This is a genomic window from Humibacter ginsengisoli (assembly GCF_054780095.1).
On sequence record NZ_BAAGWZ010000006.1, the window covers coordinates 451,013 to 475,987 of the forward strand.

Here is a 24,975-nt window from a genome sequence, read left to right on the forward strand (position 1 = left end):
CAAACCACGCGAAAGCAGGCAAAGTCTGCCTGTACTCGCGCGGAGAGCGCGACCATGCCTGTCTCGCTGAGATGGCGGGACCGCGATGGCGCGAACAGCTCAGCGGGTCGACGCGGTGAGCGCCTCGCGGGCGCGAATCATCGCCCGCACCGCGTGGGCATCCGTCGTGTCGTACTCGGGATGACCACCGCCCGGTCCGCTCGCCTGCCCGGTGACGGTCATCCGTGCTGAGAGGTGAACGGCATCCACGCCGGTCTCGGCGAGTACCGGCAACTGATCGGCCGTGATGCCGCCGCCCGCCATGACCTGCACGGCACCCGCCGCGTGTTCCACGAACGAGCGCAGCATGGGCAGCCCCTCGATCGCGTGGCGTGCTGCGCCGGAGGTGAGGATGCGACGCACGCCGACCGCGGCCAGCGCCCGCACCGCCGACGATGCATCCTTCGCCACGTCGATGGCCCGGTGGTAGGTGACCGGCAGCGACCCGGCCGCAGCCACCAGCGCGGCCATCGACGAGACATCCACCTTGCCGTGCTTGTCGACGAGGCCGACGACGATACCGCCGGCGCCGAGCTCTCTGGCCTGGCGGATGTCGCGCAGCATCACGTTGAGCTCATCGACGGAGTAGAAGAAGCCTCCGCTGCGCGGGCGGATCAGCACGTGCACGAAGTCTCTGCGACCGCGGTCGCGACCGAGCGCGGCTGCGCGCTCGATGATGCCGGCGCTCGGGGTGAGGCCTCCCACCCCGAGCGCGCTGCAGAGCTCCACCCGATCGGCGCCCTCGTCGAGGGCGATCCGAACACCATCGAGGTCTTGAACCGCGATCTCTATCTCGGGCGCGCCGACGCGTGTCATGCCCTCAGTATCGCGGGCGGATGCCGTAGCCGACGATCAGAAGACCGGCGTCCCGCCTCGTACGAGCCGCCAGTTCTCCACATGGAACTGCGCAGGGTCGATCGTGCCCTGTGCCGTGGCGTAGGCGACAATCGCCTCACGGATGGCGACCTGTGCGTTGTACACGACCGGTGCGTCCGCGATGTGCGGGAACCCGCCACCGCCGGACTGACGGTAGTTGTTCACGGCGACCACGAACTGCTGATCGGCGGCCACGGGAACACCGTTGTAGGTCAGGCCGGTGATGCGGGATCCCTCCGGCTGCGAGATATCGATGCCGTAGACGACTCCGGAGAACTGGTCGTAGTTGTAGTCGGGCAGGTTGTGGTTGTTCGTCCACGACGCCGGGTCGACAGGCGCGTCGGCGGCGACCTGTTGGTAATAGCGCGCCGAGTACTCCAGGTAGTCCTTGATCTGGGAGCCGGTCAGCACCGATCCGAGCAGCGTGTTGTCGTAGATGTAGAGGCCGGCTACATCCTTGATGGTCACCGATCCTGCGGGGAACGTGGCCGCACGGTTGAACGGCGCGGCGATAGACACCACGGGCAGCGATGCGTAGGAGGTGCCCGCGATCGCCTCGGTCACCTTGGCCGTCTGCACCACATTGATGTAGTCCAGGATCGCCGTGTCCTTCCAACATGCCTCCGCGGCAGACATCGCCTCGGTGGATGTCGCCACCGCCGTGTTCACGTACGCCACGACGGCGTCGTGCTCGGACTTCACCACGGCGACCAGCTTCGGGTCGTCGACGACCGTGTTCGTGTTGACGGTGATGGCCGACTTCGAGTTCACCTTCCAGCTACCACGTTCGAACGAGAGCGACAGGTCGAAGACGCTCAGGCGTTCGCCCCAGCACTTCGGCTCGCTCATCACGACCTGCTCACCCGTGGTCTTGTTGGTGACGAAGCGCTGCGGCACGTCGATGTGCGCGTGGCCGAACAAGATCGCATCCACCCCGGGCACCTGCTCCGCGAGCATCGCGGCGGCGTTCTCGACCGGGATATCGCCGCTGTACGACGAGAGGCCGCTGTCGCCGGCGTGCACGCTGACGACCACGATGTCGGCACCGTCGTTGCGCATCCGAGGCACCCACGCCTTCGCCGTCTCGACGACGTCGAGCACGTCGAGCTTGCCGCTGACGTTCGCCTTGTCCCAGATCACGATGCCGGGATTCGTCAGCCCGAGCACGCCGACCCGCAGCGGCGGCATCCCCTTGAACTTCATCGTCTTGACGACGTACGGCTTGTACTTCGGGATCTTGGTGCCAGGGTGCACGGCGTTGGCCGCGAGCACCGGCGCCTGCATCTGCGAGATCCAGTGGTCGAGGAAGTCGAGACCGTAGTTGAACTCGTGGTTGCCGAGAACGACGGCGTCGTAGCCGATCGCGTTCATCTGCAGCGCCATCGGGTGGATGGCTCCGGTCTTCGTGGTCGGCTCCACCGTGGCGTAGTAGAACCCGAGCGGCGTGCCCTGGATGATGTCGCCCGCGTCGAAAAGCAGCGTGTGGTCGCGCCCACGGTCGGCCCTGATCTGGTTCACGAGGGTCGACACGCGCGCGAGGCCGACCACGTCGCCTGATGCGTCGCTGAACGCCGCGTCTTTGTAGTAGTCCCAGTTGATCGCGTTGCTGTGGATGTCGGACGTGCCCATGATCGTGATGGTCACGTTCTTGCCGTTCCCGCCCGGTGCTCCGTGATCCGGCTGCGCGGCCTGCGCGGCGCCCGGCCAGCCGGCAGCGGCGAGGACTCCCGCCGCCGATGCCCCGGTGATCAGACCCCGTCGGCTGATGCCGTGGCGACGCGCCTCGTTGCGCTGCGCCTCGACGTCATCCGGCACTGCGCAGGAGCACCAGCGGGGTGCGGGTTCGTTGTAGTGGGATGCCTGATGGCTGTGTGTGGGTTCGCTCATGGAACCCTATGCGACCACAGCCGACGACAGCCGAACAAGGGACGAACAGGTGAACTTCCCGTACTTGCTCGTCTGCGCGAAATGCGGGATGCCGCCACCCTCCCGGGCAGCGGCATCCGTCGTCTCGCGGACTGATCGCCTAACGGGCGACCTCGCCGTCCACATAGTCATCGTCGTCGCTCGAGTTCCACGCGAAGAGCTTGCGCAGCTCGCGTCCGGTGGACTCGATCGGGTGGTCCTCACCCTCCTTGCGGAGGCGCAGGAACTCCGGGGCGCCGGCATCCTGGTCACCGATGAAGCGCTCGGCGAATGCACCCGACTGGATGTCGGCGAGGATGCCCTTCATGCGCTCCTTCGTGCCCTCGTCGATCACGCGCGGGCCGGAGACGTAGTCACCGTACTCGGCCGTGTCGGAGACGCTCCAGCGCATCTTGGAGATGCCGCCCTCCCAGATCAGGTCAACGATGAGCTTCATCTCGTGGAGCACCTCGAAGTACGCGATCTCAGGCTGGTACCCGGCGGCGGTGAGCGTCTCGAAGCCGGCCTGGATCAGATGTGACACGCCACCGCAGAGCACGGCCTGCTCGCCGAACAGGTCGGTTTCGGTCTCCTCGGTGAACGTGGTCTTGATGCCGCCGGCGCGCAGGCCGCCGATGCCCTTCGCGTAGCTGAGGGCGAGCGGCCAGGCGTTGCCCGTCGCGTCGTTCTCGACGGCGACGATCACCGGAACACCGCGCCCTGCGACGTACTCGCGACGCACGGTGTGGCCCGGCCCCTTCGGGGCGACCATGACAACGTCGACGCCCTCGGGCGCCTGGATGTAGCCGAAGCGGATGTTGAAGCCGTGCCCGAAGACCAGCGCCTTGCCGTCGCTGATGTTCGGGGCGACGTCGTTCGCGTAGAGGTGGCGCTGCACCTGGTCGGGCGCAAGGATCACGATCACGTCGGCCCATGCGGTGCCCTCAGCAGGCGTGACCACCTGGAAGCCGGCCTCCTGCGCGCGCTGAGTGGACTTCGAGCCCTCCTGCAGGCCGATGCGCACCTCGACGCCCGAGTCGCGCAGGTTCTGGGCGTGGGCGTGGCCCTGCGACCCGTAGCCGATCACGAGCACCTTCTTGCCCTGGATGATCGTCAGGTCGGCGTCGTTGTCGTAATAGATCTCAGCCATGGATGTGTTTCTCTCCTTGTTGTGTGAAGTCGGTGTTGTGTGAAGTCGGTGTTGTGCGGATTCGTCAGTTCTTGAAGACGCGGTCGGTGATGGACTTGGAGCCGCGGCCGATCGCGAGCAGGCCGGACTGCGCCATCTCCTTGATGCCGTAGGGCTCGAGCACCCGTAGGAGCGCCTCGGTCTTGCCGGTGTCGCCGGTGACCTCGATCACCAAAGCGTCAGTGGCCACGTCGACCACTCGGGCGCGGAAGAGATTCACGGCCTCCAGCACCTGCGACCTCGTGGTGTGGTCGACGCGCACCTTGATCAGCAGGTGTTCTCGCTGCACGGATTGGTCCGGATCGAGCTCGACGATCTTGATCACGTTGATCAGCTTGTTGAGCTGCTTGGTGACCTGCTCGAGCGGGGCGTCCTCCACGTCCACCACGACGGTGATGCGCGACAGGCCGGGCACCTCGCTGACACCCACGGCGAGCGACGAGATGTTGAAGCCGCGACGGGAGAACAGCCCGGCGACCCTGGTGAGCAGACCCGCCTTGTCTTCGACGAGCAACGACAGCACGTGTGTCGACATGGCCTACTCCTCTCCCCAGGTCGGTGCGTGGTCTTTCGCGTACTGCACGTTCGAGTTGCTGACGCCCTGCGGCACCATCGGCCACACCATGGCGTCGCGGCTCACGATGAAGTCGATGACGACCGGGCGGTCGTTCGTCTCCAGGGCCAGCTTGATCGCGTCGTCGACCTCGTCTTCCTTGGTGACCCGGATGCCCAACGCTCCGTACGCCTCGGCGAGCTTCAGGAAGTCGGGGATCATCCGCGTCTCGTGTCCGGTGTCGAGGTCGGTGAACGAGTGACGCCCGTCGTAGAACAGGGTCTGCCACTGCCGCACCATGCCGAGCGACGAGTTGTTGATGATCGCGACCTTGATCGGGATGTCGTTGATCGTGCAGGTGGCGAGCTCCTGATTGGTCATCTGGAAGCATCCGTCGCCGTCGATCGCCCACACGACGCGGTCGGGCTGCGACACCTTCGCACCCATCGCCGCGGGGATCGCGTAGCCCATCGTGCCCGCGCCTCCCGAGTTGAGGAAGGCGTTCGGACGCTCGTACTTGATGAACTGCGCGGTCCACATCTGGTGCTGTCCGACGCCGGCGACGTAGACCGCCTCTGGGCCGGTGAGCTCCCCGATGCGCTGGATGATGCCTTCCGGCGCGAGCAGACCGTCGCTGGTCGGCGCATACCCCAGCGGGAACTGCGTGCGCAGCCCGTCGAGCTTGGCCCACCAGTCGCTGAGGTCGGGCTTGCCGACCGCGGCCACCTCGTGCTCGTAGGCGGAAGTCAGGTCGGCGATGACGTCCTTGGCATCGCCGACGATCGGAACGTCGGCGTGCCGGATCTTGGAGATCTCGGCCGGGTCGACGTCGACATGCACGATCTTGGCGTGCGGAGCGAACTCCGACACCTTGCCCGTCACGCGGTCGTCGAACCGTGCGCCGAGCGAGACGATGAGGTCGGCATCCTGAAGCGCGAGCACTGCCGCGACCGTGCCGTGCATGCCTGGCATGCCGAGGTGCTGCTTGTTCGAGTCGGGGAATGCCCCCCTCGCCATCAGCGTCGTCACGACCGGGGCACCGGTCGCCTCGGCGAGAACCGCGAGCTCGTCGGATGCCTGCGCCCGCACGACTCCGCCGCCGACGTACAGCACGGGCTTGCTCGCCTCAGCGAGCAAGCGCGCGGCCGCGTGCACCTGCTTGCCGTGCGCCTTCGTCACGGGGCGATAGCCGGGCAGGTCTACCACCGGCGGCCAGGAGAACTCCATCAGGTTCTGCTGGGCGTCTTTCGTGATGTCCACGAGCACGGGGCCGGGTCGACCGGTGGATGCGATGTGGTAGGCCGCAGCGATGGTCGCAGGGATGTCCTCAGCGCGCTTCACCAGGAACGAGTGCTTCGTGATCGGCATCGTGATGCCGACGATGTCCGCCTCTTGGAAGGCATCCGTCCCCATCGAGGTGGAGAACACCTGGCCGGTGATGAACAGCGTCGGAACGGAGTCCATGTGTGCGTCGGCGATCGCCGTGACGAGATTGGTCGCGCCGGGACCGGAGGTGGCGATCGCGACGCCGACTCGGCGGCCTGCGGTCGCGTAACCCTCGGCCGCGTGCCCCGCACCCTGCTCGTGGCGCACCAGGATGTGCCTGATGGCGTTCTGCGCCATGAGCTCGTCGTAGAACGGGATGACGGCGCCGCCGGGGATGCCGAAGACATCCTTGACGCCGAGGTGGGCGAGCGACCGCAGAATGGCGGCCGATCCGGTGATGAGGTCTGGTTTCTCTGAAGAACCGCCGGCCCCGGCAGCACGCGCTGCCGAAGTCGGCACGGCTCGAGGTTCCGTTGTCATGGGGGACGACTTCCTTGAGATGCGTCGAATGGAGGAGCTGAACGAGAACGCGAGGACTACCCCGTGATCGCGCCCTCGGCGGCCGAGTGCACGAGCTTGGAGTACTTCGCGAGAACGCCACGGGTATAGCGCGGAGGAAGGGGCGCCCAGCCTTCACGGCGGGCGGCCAGCTCGGACTCGTCGACAAGTAGGTCGAGGGAGCGAGCCGCGATATCGACCCGTATCAGATCACCATCGCGCACGAAGGCAATGGGACCACCGTCCACTGCTTCGGGTGCTATGTGGCCGATGCACAGACCGGTTGTGCCGCCTGAGAATCGACCGTCTGTCAAGAGTAGTACATCTTTTCCGAGCCCTGCGCCCTTGATGGCGGCGGTGATCGCGAGCATCTCGCGCATGCCTGGCCCGCCCTTCGGGCCTTCATAGCGGATCACCACGACGTCTCCGTGGTCTATGGCGCCGTTGGTCAGGGCGTCCATCGCCTCCCGTTCGCGTTCGAACACCCGGGCGGGTCCTTCGAACACAGCGGCGTCGAATCCCGCGGTCTTCACCACAGCACCGTCCGGGGCGAATGTGCCCTTCAAGATGGTCAGTCCGCCGGTGGGGTGCAGCGGGTTGTCGAGCGAGTGCAGCACCTCGCCGTCCAGTGGCGCCGGGTCGATCTCGGCGAGGTTCTCGGCGATGGTCTTGCCGGTGACCGTGATGCAGTCGCCATGCAGCAGGCCAGCGTCGAGCAGCGCCTTCATGAGCACCGGGATTCCGCCGTGCCGGTCGACGTCGTTCATCACGTACTTGCCGAACGGCTTCATGTCGGCGATGTGCGGAACCTTGTCGCCGATGCGGTTGAAGTCGTCGAGCGTGAGCTCCACCTCGGCTTCACGCGCAATGGCGAGGAGGTGCAATACGACGTTCGTGGACCCCCCGAGCGCCATGGCGACGGTGATGGCGTTCTCGAACGCCTCCTTGGTGAGGATGTCGCGCGCGGTCAGCCCAAGTCGCAGCATGTTCACGACTGCCTCGCCGGAGCGGTGCGCGTAGTAGTCGCGCCTGCGATCCGCGGAGGGCGGAGCGGCGGATCCGGGGTAGCTCATGCCGAGCGCCTCGGCGACCGACGCCATGGTGTTGGCGGTGTACATGCCGCCGCACGCACCCTCGCCCGGCGCGATCGCGCACTCGATGCGCTTGAGGTCGTCGAGGCTCATCGTGCCGGCCTTGCAAGCGCCGACGGCTTCGAAGGAGTCGATGATCGTGACATCCTTCTCGGTTCCGTCGCTGAGCTTCACCCAGCCGGGAGCGATGGAGCCCGCGTAGAGGAAGACGGATGCCAGGTCGAGTCGTGCCGCCGCCATGAGCATGCCCGGGATCGACTTGTCGCATCCGGCCAGCAGCACGGAACCGTCGAGTCGCTCGGCCATCATGACCGTCTCGACGGAGTCGCAGATGACCTCGCGGGAGACCAGCGAGAAGTGCATGCCTTCGTGACCCATGGAGATGCCGTCGGAGACCGAGACGGTGCCGAACTCGAGCGGATAGCCGCCACCCGAGTGCACGCCCTCCTTCGCCGCCTGCGCGAGGCGGTCGAGCGAGAGGTTGCACGGCGTGATCTCGTTCCAGGAGCTGGCGATACCGATCTGCGGCTTGTCCCAGTCCTCGTCGCCCATGCCGACCGCGCGAAGCATTCCACGGCTCGTGGTGGCTTCGATCCCGTCGGTGACCACACGACTGCGGGGCTTCATGTCGATCTCAGGCATGAACTCGAGTTTAGAGGCGCCGCGATTCGCCTGCGCAGGATGCCCGCCGCCGCGTCGAATGCTCAACGCTCGGCGCGCGCGACGGCCAGGCGTGCCAGCAGAGCGGCGACCGCGTCCGGGTCGGAGACCCGATGACCGGCTTTCGTCTCCCCTGGGCCGACCTTGACACCCACATCTCCCCGGTGCAACGCAGCGAATGCGTCTTCGTCGGTGACATCGTCGCCCGCGTAGAGCACGGCGGTCGCACCGACGTGCTCTCTCAACCGCTGAACGCCGTCGCCCTTCGTCGCGTCGCGCACCGCGAACTCGAGGATGTCCTTACCCGCTCGCTCGAGGAATCCTCCGCCAAGCGACGACGCTGCCTCCCGTGATGCTCGGTCGGCGGCTCTCGCCTGCTCGGCAGGCACACCTCGCGTGTGCAGGCCGAGGCCGACGGGCTTGCGCTCCAGCTTGGAGCCCGGCGTTACGTTGACAATGCGTTCGAGCTCGGCGGCAAGCGCCTCCAGCCGTGCGCTTTCCTCTTCGGTGAGTCCGACATCCACCGCACCGCCCGTGAGCCGCACTTCCACCCCGTGCGAGGCGATCAGAAGCGCCTCGTCGTCGGCCTCGGTCACCCGGGCCAGTCCGGCCAGTGGACGACCGGAGACGAATGCGATCCAGGTGTCCGGCATCCGTTCGAGCTGGTTGAGGGCTGCACGTGCGGCCGGCAGCACTCGCGAGTCACGCGGGTTGTCGACCAGGGGACTCACGGTGCCGTCGAAATCGAGCGCGACGAGCAGGCGCGGTGTGGCGGCCAGCCGTGCCATGGCTTCCGCCAGGCCCTCGTCGACGTCGACCGAACCGGTGGGCCGTGAAGTGCTCACGACTCCGCCGGCCCCTCCGAGCCCGGCACCGACCGCGCGACCTGCGGGTTCTGCGCTGCCTCGTGCGCACCGAAGTCGTCCTCTTTGGTGACGTGCGTCAACGCATCGAAGAAGGTCGCCGACCAGCGCTGCACGTCGTGCGTGATGACCCGCTTGCGCAGGGCGCGCATGCGCCGGGAGCGCTCGCGCTTCGGCATCTCGATCGCGCGAACCATGGCATGCTTCAGGCCCTCGATGTCGTGCGGATTCACGAGCAGCGCCTGCTTCATCTCGTCTGAAGCGCCGGTGAATTCGCTCAGCACCAGGACGCCGTCGTTGTCGATGCGGCTGGCGACGTATTCCTTGGCCACCAGGTTCATGCCGTCGCGCAGCGCGGTCACGAGCATGACGTCGGCCGCGAGGTAGAGAGCCACCATCTCCTCGCGCGGATACCCCTGGTGCAGGTAGCTGATCGCGGTGTGCCCGATGGTGGAGTAATCGCCGTTGATGCGGCTGACCGTGAGCTCCACCTCGTCGCGCAGCTGCTTATACGTCTCCACCCGCTCGCGCGACGGGCTGGCCACCTGCACGAGCGTGACGTTCTCGACGTCGATCGACTGATCGCGCAGCAGTTCCCCGTACGCCTTCAGCCGGTGCCCGATCCCTTTCGTGTAGTCGAGCCGGTCGACGCCCAGCATGATGGTCGCCGGGTTGCCCAGTTCCTCGCGGATCTGCCGTGCCCTGGCCTGGATGTCCGGCCGCGACGCGAGTTCCTGGTAGCGCGCGGTGTCGATGGAGATGGGGAACTGCTTGGCCAGTACCGTGCGCACGCGGGTGCCTCGCCGGTTCGTCTTCACATGCCGGTGCCCGACGCCCTCATCGTCGTCGAGCGGCACCTCGATCACCGATCCCCGGGTCTCGTAGCCGAGCAAGCGTCGTACCGCGCGGGCGAAGTTGCCGGCGTCGCCCAGCCTCTGGAACCCGATGACGTCGGCGCCGAGCAGGCCTTCCACGACCTGCTTTCGCCACGGCAACTGCGCGTAAATGCCGTATGCCGGGAACGGAATGTGATCGAAGAACCCGATGACCAGATCCGGGCGAGCGTCACGCAACATCTTGGGAACGAGTTGGAGCTGGTAGTCGTGCACCCACACGACGGCGCCGGGTGCCGCCGACTCGAGCGCGGCATCCGCGAACCGGCGGTTCACCTGCACGTACGCCTCCCACCATTCCCGGTGGAAGCTCGGCGGGGCGATCACGTCGTGGTACAGCGGCCACAGGGTGTCGTTCGAGAAGCCCTCGTAGTAGTACTCGACGTCCTGGGCGCTGAGTGCGACGGGCTTGATGTCGATTCCGTCGGCCTCGAACGGCTCGAACTCGGCGTCCGGAATGCCCACCCAGCCGATCCAGACGCCGTCCTCACGTTTCATCATCGGCTCGAGCGCCGCCACGAGCCCTCCGGGCGACGGACGCCAGACGGCGTTCTCGCCCTCACCAGAGACATGGTCGACAGGCAGGCGGTTCGAGACGATCACGAGGTCGAACTTGCGAGGCCTCCTCCGGCCGGTCCCCGAACCCCGCCTGGGCTTCGGCGACCGGTTCGCGGCGGCCTCCCGGCCGCCGGATTCGGACTCGTCGTGAGCGGACTTCGGAAGAATGAGCGCCTCCTGAGTGAAAGCCTGGTCGGCCTCAAGAACGTTACCAGGCAGGGTAAGCAACGCGCCGGAGAGTCGGGTGGCCGTTGACAGTGCCGAGGGCGGCAGGCTAGGCCGGAGTGAATAGACCGAAACGCGAGGGGATTCGATGCGCAAGTACCTGTTGAACTGGGGCGTCGTGAGCACGGCGCTGGGAGTCGTGTCGGTCGTTCAGACCACGCGCAACGGACCGCGAGACTGGCGGGTGCTGCTGGCGTGGGCGAGTTGGGCGCTGTCGCTCGCCGTTGTGCTCACGAGCGTGCACGACCGCTCCAAGGAGCTCGAGAGCCGGCGATAGGACCGACGATCCGAGAGCCGCCGCACTCTGCGGCGGCGTGTCAGCGGAGGCCGGAGCCGAGCATCCGTCAGACTGTGTCGTGCGGGGTTGATCACGCACCACACGAGGGAGAAACCGGTCATGTTCGGTCGTCGGAGGCACGCTGCTCAAGCGGTGGCCCCCATCGTCGAGGTCGTCGAGACCCCGGCTCCTCTCCCTCGCCTCGCGGAGGAACAGATCTTCGAGCTCGTGCACACGCGCATCGCCGCAGCGATCGGCGAGGGCGGCGAGTGGGTGGTACGCAGGCGCACGCCGGATGACACGGACGACCTCTTCCGCACCGTGCTCGCACATCAGGTTGCCTTGGACGTGACGGCTGCTCTCCGGAGCGCTCAGCTTCAGCTCGAGGCCGGCGAACAGCTCACGGTCTCCACGCGCACGGGTCCCATCGCCCTGCGGTCGGGCACGCACGTGGATGTGGCCGACGTGACTTCGCACCCTGCCCCGCGCGTGGATGAAGACGACTACCGTGACGAGGTCGCGGCGATGGCGGAAACGCAGGCGAGTGCATCCTCGCCCAAGGAAGACGCGGATGCGGTTCCGTCAGCGACTGCCGTAGAGGGCGACGTCGCCGGCATCGACGACTCCGAGCGCGGCCCGGCGCACCGTCACGACGAGCCACAGGGCGACGAGGATGCCGTGCTCGATGAAGACGCCGTGGCCCTGCAGTGGGAGCCCGCACCCATTACGGTGTGGACCGACCTGAAGAAGCCGGTCACCGACTCCATCGCCCTTCAGTTCACCCGCATCTGACCACATCGCGGGGTCCACTCGTCACCTTCTCGATCAGCCGCGCAGCAACGCCCTCAGCGTCTGGATCGTGTCGGCCTCTGCCGCCGTCTTGTCTTCGCGGTAACGCTTGACGCGTGCGAACCGCAGCGCGATGCCTCCCGGATAGCGTGAGGATGCTTGCACCCCGTCGATGGCGATCTCCACCACTGTGACCGGCTCCACCCACACAGTGCCCGCCGTCCGTCGCACTTCCAGCTGCTGGAAGCGCTCGGTCTGCCAACGCAAGAGTTCGTCGGTGAGGCCCTTGAACGTCTTGCCGACCATGACGAACCCGCCGGGCTCACCGAACTCGCCGGTGGGATCGTACGCGCCCAGATGCAAGTTGGACAGCCATCCCTGGCGCCGTCCAGAGCCCCACTCGCAGGCCAGCACGACGAGGTCGTACGTGTGCACCGGCTTCACCTTGATCCAGCCGGAGCCGCGTCGGCCCGCGGTGTAGGGCGAGCCGATCGCTTTCACGACCACACCCTCATGACCCTTTGCCAGCGCCTCCTGGGAGAACGCCTCTCCCGCCTCCGGATCGCTGGTGATCAGGCCCGGAATGAGGAGGTGCGGGGCGACCTCGCTCAGGATGCCGCGACGCACCGACAGCGGCTCGTCGATCAGGTCCCTGCCGTCGAGATGCAGAACGTCGAAGAACCATGGGCTGAGCAGTGCCTCGCGCGACGCCTCCGCGCCGAAGCGCGACATCGTCTGCTGGAAGGGCCGCGGCGCACCCTCCTCGTCGAGCGTCAGTGTCTCTCCGTCGAAGATGGCATCGGTGAGCGGCAAGCGCCGGACGGCATCGACGACCTCGGGCAGGCGATGCGTGACATCTGCGAGGCTCCTCGTGAAGATGCGAACCTCATCGCCACGGCGATGCACCTGGATGCGCGCACCGTCGAGCTTGTACTCCACCGAGGCCTCTCCGGTCTCGGTGAGCGCGTCGGCCACCGTGGCAGCGGATGCCGCGAGCATCGGGCGCACCGGGCGCCCCACCGTCAGCGTCACGCCGGCCAGCGCATCCGCTCCGCCGAACAGGGCGAGCGCGGCCGTGTCGCCGAGGCTTCCGGACAGCATCACGGCACGTCGCACCACCCCGCCGGGTGCGTCGGCCGCTCGCGCTATCGCATCCACGAGTACGCCCTCCAGGGCACCGGTGCGCATCTCGCCGAGCATCGCCCGCACCAGGAACCGCTGCTCGGTCTCCGTCGCGCGGCCCAGGAGCTCGGCCAGAACGGACGCCCGCGCTGTCGCGGAGCCTGCGCCCTCGGTCGCGGCGAGCCGGTCGAGAAGCGCGTCCACCTCCGCCACCGTCAGAGTCGGATCGACCGCCGCCGGTGTAGTGGACGTCGACATGGCGCGCCACCCGACGCCGAGCCGGCCCTGCACCGGCGAGCCGATGAGCAAGCCGACGGCGGTGACCACCTCGTCGCGATCCAGCCGCGAGAGGAGCTCGGCAAGGGCATCCACCTTGGCCAGGCGCGACCTGGTCGACCCCACGGCGGAGTCGGTGGCGACCAGCTCGTTCAGCAGCACGGGTACAGTCTGCGCGTCACCGCCGACATCCTCACGGTATGGCGGGCCAGTCCGTCGGTCCGTCCGAGCCGGCCGCATAGTCCTCGAGCGGCACCTCGTCGTCGCCCCACGCCTTGAGCACGGGGGCAACGATGCGCCAGCACTCCTCGGCCGTGTCGCCGCGCACCGACAGCGAAGGATTCCCGTCGAACAGGTCGGCGAGCACCTCGCCGTAGGCGAGCAGGCTCCCCGGCCCGAAGTCGGCCTCGAGCGATGCCCGGCTCAGGTAGTGCGGGTCGCCGGGCCCATTCGTGTTGAGCTCGAGCTGCATGACGTCGGGTCCGAGGCGGATGCGCAGCCGGGTCGGGTGGGCTGCACCGCGCAGACCCTTCGGCACCCGTTGCGCATCGCGGAACGTGATCACGATCTCGTGGCGCCCACGACCGATCGCCTTCCCCGATCGCAGGGTGAAGGGCACGCCTGCCCAGCGCCAGGTGTCGATGCCGAAGGTGACCTGGGCGAGGGTCTCTGTGCGGCGGTCCGGATCCACGCCGTTCTCATCCACATACGACCTGAGCTCGCGTCCGTCGATCTTCCCCTTCGTGTAGCGGCCGCGGTGGCTGTTCGCGATCGCGTCGTCGTCCAGCACGTGAGTGGCGCGAATCACGATGCCCTTGGCATCGCGGATGTCCGCCGCACTCATCGTCGACGGCGGTTCCATCGCCGTGACGGCCAGCACCTGCAGCAGGTGGCTCTGCAACATGTCGACCAGGGCGCCCGCATGGTCGTAGTACCCGGCGCGGCCCTCCAGGCCCAGGACCTCGTCGTACACGATGTCGACACTGGCGATGTGCTCCGCGCTCCACAGCGGCTCGAAGATGCGGTTGGAGAACCGCAGACCGAAGAGGTTCTGCACGGTCGAGTTGCCGAGGAAGTGGTCGATGCGGTGCACCTGATCCTCGGGCACGAGCTTGGTCAGCCGGCGGTTGAGCGCAGCCGCGCTCCGTTTGTCTGTGCCGAACGGCTTCTCCAGCGCAAGCCGGAGTCCCGCCGGCAGGTCGAGTTCCGCGAGGCCGGCGCAGACCTCCTTGGTCACCGCAGGCGGCAACGCGAAATACAGCGCGGGCGTGCCGTCCGAGCGGGAGAGCAGCTCCCGCAGATGATCCGGATCGGTCACGTCGCCGGCGACGAAATCGGTGCCATCCAGCAGCGCGTCGACCGCGGGGCCCTCGGCATCCACGGTCTTGAACGACGTCTCCACGACGCTGCGCCAGTGCTTCGCATCCCAGTCATGCATGCCTGCACCGACCAGGGTGACCCTGCGGGTGTCTTCTTCGGTCAGCAACTGCCCCAGGGCGGGAAGCAGGAGGCGCGACGTCAGATCGCCGTCCGCGCCCAGGATGATAAGAGTCCGCACCGCCTCAGTCATGATCCTCACGCTACCTGCCAAGATGGCGAGGTGGCGTTGGCGATCGAGGACTATGCACTGATCAGCGACTGTTACACGGGTGCGTTGGTGGGACGAGACGGCAGCATCGACTGGCTCTGCCTGCCGCGGTACGACTCCCCCTCCGTCTTCGGGGCGCTGCTCGGCACGCAGGATCACGGCAGGTGGCTGGTTGCGCCGACCGATCCCGACGCCGTCGCGGAGAGGCGGTACAACGGCAGTTCGTTCGTGCTCACTACCCGGTGGACGACGCCGAGCGGTGTCGTCGAAGTGATCGATGCGATGCCGCGAACGGTGCACGGCGCGAACGTCGTACGGCGGATCCGCGGACTCTCGGGCGAAGTCGAGATGCGCGTCGACCTCCGTATGCGGTTCAGCTATGCGGCAGCAGTCCCCTGGGTGCGGCAGCTTCGCGACAAACATCACGCGCTCGTCGCCGTCGCAGGGCCTGATGCCATCGTGGTCCGAGGCGTCGAGCTGCACGCGACGGATCACGCGCACGAAGCGACCTTCACCGTGCGCGATAGCGACGTCGTGGATCACACCATGACGTGGCACGCTTCGCACAAACCGGTGCCGGAGCCGCTCGACATTTCGAAGGGTCTGCACGAAAGCGAGACCTGGTGGGAGGACTGGGCCGCCACGTTCACTCATCGCGGGGCTTATGCCGAAGAGGTGCTCCGCTCGCTTCTCGTGTTACGCGCGCTCACGCACGCCGATACCGGCGGCGTGGTCGCGGCCATGACCACATCGCTGCCCGAAGAGTTCGGTGGCAGCCGGAACTGGGACTACCGCTACGTCTGGCTGCGAGATGCCTCGCAGACGATCAGCGCTCTCCTGGCGCACGGCTATCGGGACGAAGTCGACCACTGGCGTTCTTGGCTGCTCCGAGCCCTCGCCGGGGACCCGGACGACGTGCAGATCATGTACGGGCTGGGCGGCGAGCGGTTCCTGCCCGAGTATGTGATCGATACCCTTCCCGGCTACCACGGCGCTTCGCCGGTGCGCATCGGGAACGCTGCAGCCAAGCAGTTCCAGGCTGACGTGATCGGCGAGGTCATGATCGCGCTTCACGACGCTCGCCTCGCCGGCGTCAAGGAGAATGACTTCTCGTGGTCGTTGCAGTGCGCCCTGATGGGCCGGCTCAACGCGGTGGCGCACAGAGCAGACCAGGGCATCTGGGAGATCCGGGGTCCCGCTCGCAACTTCACGCACTCCAGGGTCATGGTGTGGGCAGCTTATGACCGCGCGATCCGCGGTGCTGAGGAGTACGGCCTCGAGGGGCCCGTGCAGGACTGGCGCAAACGCCGGGCCGTGCTGCGCAAGGAGATCGAGCAGAAGGGTTTCGACCGCCGCCGCAACACCTTCACCCAGCACTTCGACACAGCCGAAGTGGACGCCTCGCTTCTGCAGCTCTCGCAGGTGGGGTTCATCGCGCCGGACGACCCGCGGATGCTTGGCACGGTCGAGGCGATCGAGAGCGATCTCATGCACAACGGATTCCTGCTCCGTTATCGCTCGCGAACCGATCTGGACGGGCTCCCGCAGGGCGAATACCCCTTCCTGGCATGTTCGTTCTGGCTCGTCGAGCAATACGCACGCTCGGGCCGGCTCGACCGCGCGAACGAACTCATGCAGCGCCTGTGCGCGGTGGCCAACGACGTCGGGCTGCTGAGCGAGGAGTACTCGACGGCGTCGGGTCGACAGGCCGGCAATACTCCGCAGGCGCTCTCACACCTCGCCCTGGTTCGCGCGGCCGACGCCATCGCGCGCGCCGAAGGCCACGGTGAGTCGATGGTGGGCGGCGGCAGTCCGTCGCGTGCTCTCGACGCGCCAGACGGCTGACGGCACCTCCTATGCTGGGGCGGTGCCTGACCCGATCATTCCGCCCTTCCGGAATCCGCACGACTACGACCACCGGCACTCGGATGTCTCAGGCGGCTGGCTGCGCGCCGCTGTCTTCGGCGCCATGGACGGCCTCGTCACCAACATCGCGCTGATCGCTGGAATCGGTGCTGCCGGGGCGCCGCGCGGCACGATCATCCTCACCGGGTTGGCCGGTCTCGTCGCGGGCGCGTTCTCGATGGCGCTCGGCGAGTACACGTCCGTCACCACTCAGAACGAACAGGTCGACAAGGAGGCGGCGGTCGAGCGCAAGGCGCTGGACCGCAACCCGGAGGGCGAGATGTATGAGCTCTCCGGCATGTTCCAGGAGATGGGCATGTCGCTCGAGACCGCGCACCGGGCCGCATCCGAGGTGCACGACAACCCCGACCGCGCGCTGCGAGTGCACGTCACTCAGGAGCTCGGCGTCGATCCCGATTCGAAACCGTCGCCGTGGATCGCCGCCTTCTCCTCGTTCGTGATGTTCTCGGTCGGCGCGGTCATCCCGTTGCTGTCGTTCCTGTTCGGGTTCGGCCAGCTGTGGCTGGGACTCGCCATCGGCGGTCTCGGGCTGATCGTCGCCGGCGCGTTCGCCGCCTACTTCACCGGTAAAGCCTGGTGGCGGGGTGCGTTACGGCAACTGCTGTTCGGCGCGATCGCAGTCGCCGCAACGTACCTCGTCGGCCTCCTGCTCGGCGTGCACGCCGGCTGAATCAGAACCAGGAATTGAACGTCGCGTAGGCCTTGCTGAACGCCCACGTGGGCTGCACGAGACCGTCGCAGGAGTTCGCGCCCTTCACGCCCGGGCATCCGCCGTTGTCCCGTTGCAGCGCCCAGAAGCTCATGGTCTGCACGCCGTGCGACGTCGCCCAGGCGACCAGCGGCGCCGCCTCATCGAGCGTGAACGTCTCCTGCGGCCCGTAGTCGTCGATGCCGATCATCTGGATGATGCCCACCGTGCGCCACAGCTGCCACGCCGGAGCGTGGGGCAGAATCGTCTGCTTCAGCTGTCCGGTGAGAGCCGTCGCGGCCTGCTCGGCATCGGCGAGCATGTCGTGCGTGGCGCCGTCCCAGTAGTCGAACGTCATCACGTTGACGTCAGCGATCTTCGCTCCGTACTTCGCAGCGGATTGCAGCACCGCAACCCCGCTCGGCGCGAGACCGGTCGGGAAGGTCGGCAACGTGTAGGAGAACGAGACCGGCCAGTGGTGGGCCCTCCCCCACTGCTCCACCTCGGCGATCGCCTGGTTGCGCCGGTCGACTCCCGCCTGGTTCGTGATCGAGTCGGCCTCGACATCCAGATCGATGCGGTGCACTTTGTAGACCGCGAACACGTCCTCGTAGGCCAGCGCGATGCTGTGCACGTCGGTGCAGCTGTCGGCGATGTCGGTGCTGGTGGTATCTGCCGCGTAACCGCCGAACGAGGGGATGACGTCGCCGCCGTGATTGCGGATGCGGTCGAACTGCGCACCGTAGACATCCGGAGTCACCGGCTTCGACGTGTCGCCCGCCCAGTACGGCGTGCACGAACCCGGCGCCTGGGTCTGCAGGAACGCGAGGCTGAGGAATCGCGAACCGGATGCCTGCGACAGGTCGGCGAGGTCGCTCACCGCCGTGACGTCGATATAGGGCGCCGCGATCCGCGCCGGCAATGGAAGGCCCGGGTACACGATGGTGTGGGAGTGCGGCGTCGGCAGCCATGGATCCGGGCCCTCCGACCCCGTGGCGGATGCCGGTGCTGCCGTGCCGAGCACTGCCAGCGCAGCGGCCAGACCGGCGCCGACGAGAACGGGCAATCGTTTCATCTGATGCTCCTTTGCATGGTCATGTCGCGATGCGCACGACACGAGATGAGGCGGCTGACAGGATTAGTATGTTTTCCTAACAAACCTGTCGCCCTCCAGCCTACCGATGGCGGCATCCCCCGGACAAGGGTCATGCTCGACGGCGGCCCAAGCTGCTGCTACCTTCGGAACATGCTTCGTTCCGGGCTCCTGCTTCTTCGCCGCCACGGCGGGGCCTGATAGACGACCGGCCTCCCGCCGTGGAGGTCGTCGCGTGCCGGTCGATCAGACCACGAGAAGCAAGGATCACCGATCATGTCCGGCACCGCATTTCCCACCATCTCCACGCCAACGGGCCCCGTTCCCGATGACGCCCCCTCGTGGAACCGTCAACGGCGTTCCCAGATGCCCTCGCACCGCTACACGGATGTCTACAACCGCGTGGCAGTACCGCTCACGGACCGCTCCTGGCCGTCCCGACGGCTCACGAAGGCGCCGCTCTGGGTGCCGGTCGACTTGCGCGACGGCAACCAGGCGCTCGCAGAGCCAATGGACCCCGCCCGCAAAAGACGGTTCTTCGAGCTGCTCGTCGCCATGGGATACAAGGAGATCGAGGTCGGCTATCCCTCCGCTTCGCAGACCGACTTCGATTTCGTGCGCCTCATCGTCGACACGGCCGAAGCCGGAGCGCCGATCGCTCCCGACGACGTCACCATCGTCGTGTTCACTCCTGCCCGGCGCGAGCTGATCGAGCGCACGGTCGAGTCCGTACGGGGCATCCGCAACCACGTCGTCATCCACATGTACGCGGCCACTGCGCCGACCTGGCGCAACGTCGTGCTGGGTCACGACCGGGACGCGCTGAAGCGGGTGATCCTCGGCGGCGCTGCAGACATCCTGCGCCTGACCGGGGATGAGCAGCGTGTGCGCTACGAGTTCTCGCCCGAGGTCTTCAACCTCACCGAACCCGACTATGTGCTGGAGGTCTGCGACGAGGTGACACAGTTCTGGGATGCCTCACCGGAGCGCCCGGTCATCCTGAACCTCCCCGCCACGGTGGAGGTGGCGACGCCGAACGTGTACGCGGACCAGATCGAATACATGCACCGCAACCTGGCGCGGCGAAACGCCGTCATCCTGTCGGTGCACCCGCACAACGACAGGGGCACGGGCATCGCGTGCGCCGAGCTCGCCGTGCTGGCCGGAGCGCAGCGGGTGGAGGGATGCGTGTTCGGCAACGGTGAGCGCACCGGCAACGTCGACCTCGCCACACTGGCGCTGAACCTGCACGCGCAGGGCATCGACCCGATGATCGACTTCAGCGACATCGACGAGGTGCGCCGCACCGTGGAGCACTGCACACGCATGCCGGTGCACGAGCGGCATCCGTATGTCGGCGACCTCGTGCACACGGCCTTCAGCGGCACGCATCAGGATGCCATTCGCAAGGGGCTCGGCGAGCATCGCGCCCGGGCGCAGGAGACCGGTGTGCCTGAGCGCGAGCTCGACTGGCGGGTGCCGTACCTGCCGATCGACCCGGCCGACATCGGCCGCAGCTACGACGCGGTCGTGCGGGTCAACTCGCAGTCCGGCAAGGGCGGCATCGCCTACCTGCTCGAGACCGAGTACGGGCTCTCGCTCCCCCGCCGGCTGCAGATCGATTTCGCGCGGCATGTGCAGCTGCACACCGACGCGACGGGCGAAGAGGTCACGGCCGAGCAGTTGTGGCGGCTGTTCCAGGATGCCTACCTGGCTGCACCCGGTGATCCCGGAATCGAACTGGCCGGGTTCGACGTCAGCGAAGGCGGACGAGGCGAGAGCGACGCCGCGTGGGACGCGGTGGAGAGCACACGCATCCGGTTGCGTGTCGAGGGTGTGGAGCACACGACCGAGCACGCCGGCGTCGGGCCCGTGGAGGCGCTGACGGAAGCGCTGTCGGCACGCGGCATCCGGTTCGAGGTGCTCTCGCTCACCCAGATGTCGACCACAGAGGGGTCGTCGAGCGATGCCGTGACCGTGCTCGAGTACCGCGGGGCCGACGGACCGCACTGGGCCGCGGGTCGTGACCGCTCGGTACTCAAGGCCACCGCTGCGGCAGTGCTTGCGGCGGCTGAGCGGGTGCGTGCATCGGATCACGTCGACCGGCCGGACGCGGACGCATCGGCCTCAGCGGCATAGCCTCGCGCCACCTTCGTGCGGCTTCTCGGTGCCTCGGAGCGATTCGCACCCGACCGTCGGCGGATGCTATCGTTGTGCTTCGGTTCGGCAGTTCTCGTGAAGTCGCACCATGCGCCTCTAGCTCAATCGGCAGAGCAACTGACTCTTAATCAGTGGGTTCAGGGTTCAAGTCCCTGGGGGCGCACTTTCTTTCTCTCCTCCCGTCGATGGCTCGAGAAAGGCTTTCGCCCGTGCCCGACCTCGAAGACGATCTTCGGTTCGCTCTCCGGCTCGCCGATGCGGCAGACGCCATCTCCGGTGCGCGATTCCGTGCGAACGATTTGCACGTGACGACGAAACCGGACCGCACGCACGTGACGGATGCCGATCAGGCCGTCGAGCGTGCAATCCGCGAACTGATCGAGACCGAGCGCGAAGGCGACGACATCCTCGGCGAGGAGTACGGAAGCGCCGGCGGCGACCCTCGAACGGCCCACCGCTTGTGGATCATCGATCCGATCGACGGAACGCACAGCTACGAGCGCGGCCTGCCCATGTGGGGCACCCTCATCGGGCTCGTCGTCGACGGCGTACCGGTGCTCGGCGTCGCCAGTTCCCCCGCGCTGGCCGGCACGGCGGGCAAGCGGTGGTGGGCATCCGTGGGCAACGGTGCATGGGCGAGCGAAGGCGGAGGCGAGCCGACGCGGCTGCGGGTGTCGGGCATCCGCAAGCTCGCGGATGCCGCAATCAGCTTTCAGAGCATTCAGCAGTGGGACCGCTCGGGGCACCTCGATCAGCTCATCGCCCTCAGCAGAACCGTCTGGCGGGATCGCGCTTACGGGGATGTCTGGGCCTACGCGCTGCTCGCCGAAGGCCTCATCGAGGCGGTCGCGGAGTTCGGTCTGCATCCCTACGACATCGCCGCACTGATTCCCATCGTCGAAGAGGCCGGCGGTCGCGTCACGGCGTCCGACGGCTCAGCGGCGCTCTGGGACGGCAGTGCGGTGGCCACCAACGGCGCCATCCACGAGGAGTTCCTGCACCTGTTGCGCGGCTGAACGTCGTTTCGCACGGCTGGCACCCGGGCGCGGGCGATCACCCGGAACCGGCGACGGTGACGGAGCGTGGGTCGTTGCGTTCGGCGCGGAGAGCCGCCCGAGAAGCGGACACGCGCTGACTCCGTCGCCCCGTCGTCTTCGCCTCCGATCGTCGGGACCACGGTGGTTCAGCCTGTCTTAGCTCAGGAGTTAGACTTGTCTAACTTTGCATGACAGGTCGTGAGGCGATGACGCGGGAGTCGGTCGAGCAGTCCACCGCGAGCATCCGCGCCGGCCGGCCTGCAGAACGCCGGCTTCTCTGGCTGATCGGGCCTGCGTTCGTCGCCGCGATCGCCTATGTAGACCCGGGCAATGTGGCGGCGAACCTGACGGCCGGTGCCGAATACCGGTATCTGCTGGTCTGGGTGCTGGTTGCGGCGAACGTCATGGCGGTCGTCGTCCAATACCTGTCGGCGAAGCTCGGCATCGTCACCGGCCGGAGCCTGCCGGAGCTCCTCGGGGAGCGGATGCCGCGCACCGCGCGCCTGCTCTACTGGGCGCAGGCGGAGATCATCGCGGCGGCAACCGACTTGGCCGAGGTGATCGGCGGAGCGATAGCGCTGCAGATCCTGTTCGGACTCCCGCTGCTGCTCGGCGGGGTCATCGTCGGGGTCGTCTCCATGGGCATCCTCGCCGTGCAATCACGGCGGGGGCAGCGCACGTTCGAGTTCGTGATGATGGGCCTGCTGGCCGTGATCACGATCGGATTCGTCGCGTCGCTCGTCGTGAGCCCCGTCGATTGGGGAGCTGCGGCCATGGGCGTCGTGCCACGGTTCGAAGGGGCACGGTCTGTTCTGTTGGCGGCCAGCATGCTCGGTGCGACAGTGATGCCGCACGCCGTGTACCTGCACTCGGCGCTCGCTCTCGACCGGCACGGGGCATCCGATGATCCGGCACGCGTGCGGCACCTGCTGCGCGCCAACAGATGGGACGTGATCTTCGCCCTCATCGTCGCCGGGTCGGTGAACATCGCCATGCTCCTGCTGGCAGCGGCCAGCCTGCCCGGGGTGAGCGGGACGGACAGCATCGAGGGAGCCCACACCGCGATCACGCATGCACTGGGCCCGGCGGTCGGCGTGATCTTCGGCATCGGGCTGCTGGCATCCGGGCTCGCGTCAACCTCCGTCGGCTGCTATGCGGGCGCCTCCGTCATGTCGGGGCTTCTGCGGGTGCAGGTGCCCATCCTCGTCCGACGCACGATCACCCTCGTCCCCGCTCTCGTGGTTCTCGGCCTGGGCATCGACCCGACCTGGGCCCTCGTCATCAGCCAGGTCGTGCTGAGCGTGGGCATTCCGTTCGCGGTGATCCCCTTGGTGTGGTTCACCTCGCGACGCGACACGATGGGAGCGTTCGCGAACCGCACGGCCTTGCGGCTGGCGGGGATCGCCACCGCCGCGGCGATCGTCACTCTGAACGGCGCGCTGATCATACTGACTGCCATCGGGGCGGTGTAGGGCTACTATCAGCGCGTGTCTTCCGTGCAAAGAAGCCTGACAGACGCCCAACGGCGTGAATTCCACGACGCACTCGATGTGCGACGCCGAGAGGTGCTGGCGAGACAGGGCAGGCTGGATGCCTCGCTCAGCGACGCCCGCGAGGCACGGTCGGGCGGACAGGCCGACGACGAGCACGACCCCGAGGGCCCGACGATGGCCGCGACGTGGTCGCAGCTGACCGGGCTGCACGACGATCTCGAACTGGAACTGACCGAGATCGATCACGCGCTCGCTCACCTCGCGGCCGGAACGTACGGTGTCTGCATGAACTGCGGAAAGCCGATCGGCGTGGCCCGGCTGCGAGCCCCGCCCGTTCGCGGAACTGTGCATCGACTGCGCGAAGGCGCTCGAGTCACATTGACACCAGCTCACGCGCCGATCGAAAGATCGGGCTTCGCCGAGATTCCGAATTCACGCTGCAGCGCCCGTAGCGCTGCGTTCCATCCGCCGAGACCATGTACACCGGGTCCCGGCCACGTCGACGCAGAGCACAGGTAGACGCCTCGCACCGGGGTCTGCCACGGGTAGGGCCCGAAGGTCGGTCGCGCGATCAGCTGTCCGAAGCTCACCGCACCGGATGCGATGTCGCCGGCCACGTCGTTCGGGTTCCGCTCGTGGAGCTGTTCGGCACTCTGACCGTTGCTGGCGACGATCGTGTCCCTGAAGCCTGGAGCGTACTGCTCGATGCGCTGCACGATGGCCTCGGTCGGATCGTCGACCGAGCCGGCGGGTACGTGCGTGTACGCCCAGAGCACATGGCGGCCGGGCGCGCGACCCGGATCGAGCAGGGTCGGCTGCGCAGTGAGCACATACGGATGCCTCGCGTGACGCCCCGCAGCGACGGCATCCTCCGCTTTCGCCAGCTCGGCGCGCGACCCGCCGACATGCACCGTCACGGCGCGGCGCAACTCCTCGTTGCGCCACGGCACCGGATCGGAGAGCACGAAGTCCGCTTTCGCGGCGGCGTTTCCGTAACGGAAGGTGCGGTAGGGCCGCGGCGTGCGCACCCGGTCGGCCGCCAGCCGCAGGAAGGCGCGGGGGGTGACATCCAGAATCGTCGCCCGTGCCGGCGGGAGCTCGTCGAGGCTCCGCACCCACACACCGGTCTCGATGCGTCCGCCGTGGGCCACCAGGTCGTCTGCCAGAGCGGTCGCGATCGCTCCGCTCCCGCCACGAGGAATCGGCCAGCCGCCGCAATGTGCGAACGCGGCAAGAGTGAGACCGGGTGCGGCGGAGCCGAGGGAAGGCATCCGTTGAATCGTGTGCGCGAAGACACCGGTCAGCAGCGCCGCGGCCTCCTGGGTCTCGAAAGCTCCTTTCCACAGACGAGTTCCGTGCCTGAGCGAGCGCAGTCCGAAGCGGACGAGCGCGAGCGGATGCCTCGGCACACGCACTAGCGGACGCCCCATCACCTCGGCGAGCGCTCGTCCGTCGTCCCGGGCGAACGGAGCGAACAGTCGTCGCCACGTCTCGCCGTCTGCCGCCAGTCCCGCTGCCGTGCGTTCGAGGTCACGGTAGGCGATCGCCGCACGGCCGTCGTCGAGCGGATGCCCGTAGGAGATCTCCGGCACCAGGAGCTCGATGCGGCGCTCCAGCTCGAACCTCCGGAAGAACTCGCTGGCAAGCGCCATCGGATGCACCGCGGAGCAGACGTCATGCACAACTCCCGGAATGGTGAGTTCGGCCGACGCGCTGCCGCCTCCGACGCGCTCGCTGCCCTCGAGCACCGTCACGGAGAGTCCGGCACGAGCGAGCGTGACCGCGGCCGCGAGCCCATTGGGCCCCGACCCCACGACCACGACGTCTTGCACGGCTCGTCCTCCCAGTGG

The 24,975-nt window shown here is 67.4% G+C and carries 19 protein-coding genes and 1 tRNA gene; 8 read left to right on the forward strand and 12 right to left on the reverse strand.

Annotated elements, in window-relative coordinates; all coding sequences use genetic code 11:
• Positions 1-99: 99 nt before the first annotated feature.
• From ACYVI5_RS10390 to otsA, 8 genes are all read right to left on the reverse strand, one after another.
• A complete protein-coding gene (locus ACYVI5_RS10390) occupies positions 100-855 on the reverse strand; it encodes a copper homeostasis protein CutC (protein ID WP_460580108.1) in 756 nt (251 codons plus the stop codon).
• Positions 856-891: 36 nt separating this feature from the next.
• Positions 892-2,802 carry a 5'-nucleotidase C-terminal domain-containing protein gene (locus ACYVI5_RS10395; protein ID WP_460580109.1) on the reverse strand — a complete coding sequence of 637 codons (1,911 nt, stop codon included), beginning with the start codon at positions 2,800-2,802 and terminating at the stop codon, positions 892-894.
• Between the two features lie 139 nt (positions 2,803-2,941).
• The gene (gene ilvC / locus ACYVI5_RS10400) at positions 2,942-3,970 is read right to left on the reverse strand and encodes an NADP-dependent ketol-acid reductoisomerase (RefSeq protein ID WP_460535957.1); all 1,029 of its coding nucleotides are present in this window, start codon (positions 3,968-3,970) and stop codon (positions 2,942-2,944) included.
• Positions 3,971-4,034: 64 nt separating this feature from the next.
• Complete coding sequence (ilvN, locus tag ACYVI5_RS10405; RefSeq protein WP_170024247.1) at positions 4,035-4,544, reverse strand: acetolactate synthase small subunit; 510 nt, start codon at positions 4,542-4,544, stop codon at positions 4,035-4,037.
• A gap of 3 nt (positions 4,545-4,547) precedes the next feature.
• Positions 4,548-6,368 (reverse strand): acetolactate synthase large subunit, encoded by a 1,821-nt coding sequence (locus ACYVI5_RS10410; RefSeq protein ID WP_460580110.1) that lies wholly within the window; start codon positions 6,366-6,368, stop codon positions 4,548-4,550.
• 56 nt (positions 6,369-6,424) lie between these two features.
• Positions 6,425-8,119, reverse strand: a complete 1,695-nt coding sequence (gene ilvD, locus ACYVI5_RS10415) for a dihydroxy-acid dehydratase (protein WP_460580111.1) — start codon at positions 8,117-8,119, stop codon at positions 6,425-6,427.
• A 62-nt stretch (positions 8,120-8,181) separates the two neighbouring features.
• Positions 8,182-8,982, reverse strand: coding sequence for a trehalose-phosphatase (gene otsB, locus ACYVI5_RS10420; protein WP_460580112.1), 801 nt, complete (start codon positions 8,980-8,982; stop codon positions 8,182-8,184).
• The gene (gene otsA, locus ACYVI5_RS10425) at positions 8,979-10,496 is read right to left on the reverse strand and encodes an alpha,alpha-trehalose-phosphate synthase (UDP-forming) (protein ID WP_460535950.1); all 1,518 of its coding nucleotides are present in this window, start codon (positions 10,494-10,496) and stop codon (positions 8,979-8,981) included. The genes otsB and otsA overlap by 4 nt, the downstream gene beginning before the upstream one ends.
• Before the next feature lie 268 nt (positions 10,497-10,764).
• Here otsA and ACYVI5_RS10430 point away from each other — a divergent pair, with 268 nt between their 5' ends.
• The gene (locus ACYVI5_RS10430) at positions 10,765-10,953 is read left to right on the forward strand and encodes a hypothetical protein (protein ID WP_460535949.1); all 189 of its coding nucleotides are present in this window, start codon (positions 10,765-10,767) and stop codon (positions 10,951-10,953) included.
• Between the two features lie 153 nt (positions 10,954-11,106).
• Positions 11,107-11,745 carry a hypothetical protein gene (locus tag ACYVI5_RS10435; RefSeq protein ID WP_460580113.1) on the forward strand — a complete coding sequence of 213 codons (639 nt, stop codon included), beginning with the start codon at positions 11,107-11,109 and terminating at the stop codon, positions 11,743-11,745.
• Between the two features lie 33 nt (positions 11,746-11,778).
• Here ACYVI5_RS10435 and ACYVI5_RS10440 read toward each other — a convergent pair whose 3' ends face one another.
• Both ACYVI5_RS10440 and ACYVI5_RS10445 read right to left on the reverse strand, forming a co-directional pair.
• The gene (locus tag ACYVI5_RS10440; protein WP_460580114.1) at positions 11,779-13,302 is read right to left on the reverse strand and encodes an ATP-dependent DNA ligase; all 1,524 of its coding nucleotides are present in this window, start codon (positions 13,300-13,302) and stop codon (positions 11,779-11,781) included.
• A gap of 31 nt (positions 13,303-13,333) precedes the next feature.
• On the reverse strand, positions 13,334-14,710 hold the full coding sequence (locus tag ACYVI5_RS10445) for a glucose-6-phosphate dehydrogenase (RefSeq protein WP_460580115.1): 1,377 nt from the start codon (positions 14,708-14,710) through the stop codon (positions 13,334-13,336).
• Between the two features lie 30 nt (positions 14,711-14,740).
• Between ACYVI5_RS10445 and ACYVI5_RS10450 the strand changes: the two genes are divergently transcribed.
• Both ACYVI5_RS10450 and ACYVI5_RS10455 read left to right on the forward strand, forming a co-directional pair.
• Positions 14,741-16,573, forward strand: coding sequence for a glycoside hydrolase family 15 protein (locus ACYVI5_RS10450; RefSeq protein ID WP_460580116.1), 1,833 nt, complete (start codon positions 14,741-14,743; stop codon positions 16,571-16,573).
• 22 nt (positions 16,574-16,595) lie between these two features.
• On the forward strand, positions 16,596-17,324 hold the full coding sequence (locus tag ACYVI5_RS10455; protein WP_460580117.1) for a VIT1/CCC1 transporter family protein: 729 nt from the start codon (positions 16,596-16,598) through the stop codon (positions 17,322-17,324).
• Position 17,325: 1 nt separating this feature from the next.
• Here the strand turns inward: ACYVI5_RS10455 and ACYVI5_RS10460 are convergent, their stop codons facing one another.
• Positions 17,326-18,417, reverse strand: coding sequence for a chitinase (locus tag ACYVI5_RS10460; protein WP_460580118.1), 1,092 nt, complete (start codon positions 18,415-18,417; stop codon positions 17,326-17,328).
• 294 nt (positions 18,418-18,711) lie between these two features.
• Between ACYVI5_RS10460 and ACYVI5_RS10465 the strand changes: the two genes are divergently transcribed.
• The 4 genes from ACYVI5_RS10465 (at position 18,712) to ACYVI5_RS10480 (ending at position 23,104) form a co-directional block, all read left to right on the forward strand.
• Positions 18,712-20,574: a 2-isopropylmalate synthase gene (locus ACYVI5_RS10465; RefSeq protein WP_460580119.1), complete on the forward strand. Its 1,863-nt coding sequence runs from the start codon at positions 18,712-18,714 to the stop codon at positions 20,572-20,574.
• Between the two features lie 111 nt (positions 20,575-20,685).
• A tRNA-Lys gene (locus ACYVI5_RS10470) sits at positions 20,686-20,758 on the forward strand.
• A 22-nt stretch (positions 20,759-20,780) separates the two neighbouring features.
• Positions 20,781-21,611 (forward strand): inositol monophosphatase family protein, encoded by an 831-nt coding sequence (locus tag ACYVI5_RS10475; RefSeq protein ID WP_460580120.1) that lies wholly within the window; start codon positions 20,781-20,783, stop codon positions 21,609-21,611.
• A gap of 227 nt (positions 21,612-21,838) precedes the next feature.
• Positions 21,839-23,104, forward strand: a complete 1,266-nt coding sequence (locus ACYVI5_RS10480; protein ID WP_460580585.1) for an SLC5/6 family protein — start codon at positions 21,839-21,841, stop codon at positions 23,102-23,104.
• A 410-nt stretch (positions 23,105-23,514) separates the two neighbouring features.
• Here ACYVI5_RS10480 and ACYVI5_RS10485 read toward each other — a convergent pair whose 3' ends face one another.
• On the reverse strand, positions 23,515-24,957 hold the full coding sequence (locus ACYVI5_RS10485) for a phytoene desaturase family protein (protein WP_460580121.1): 1,443 nt from the start codon (positions 24,955-24,957) through the stop codon (positions 23,515-23,517).
• Positions 24,958-24,975: the final 18 nt, after the last annotated feature.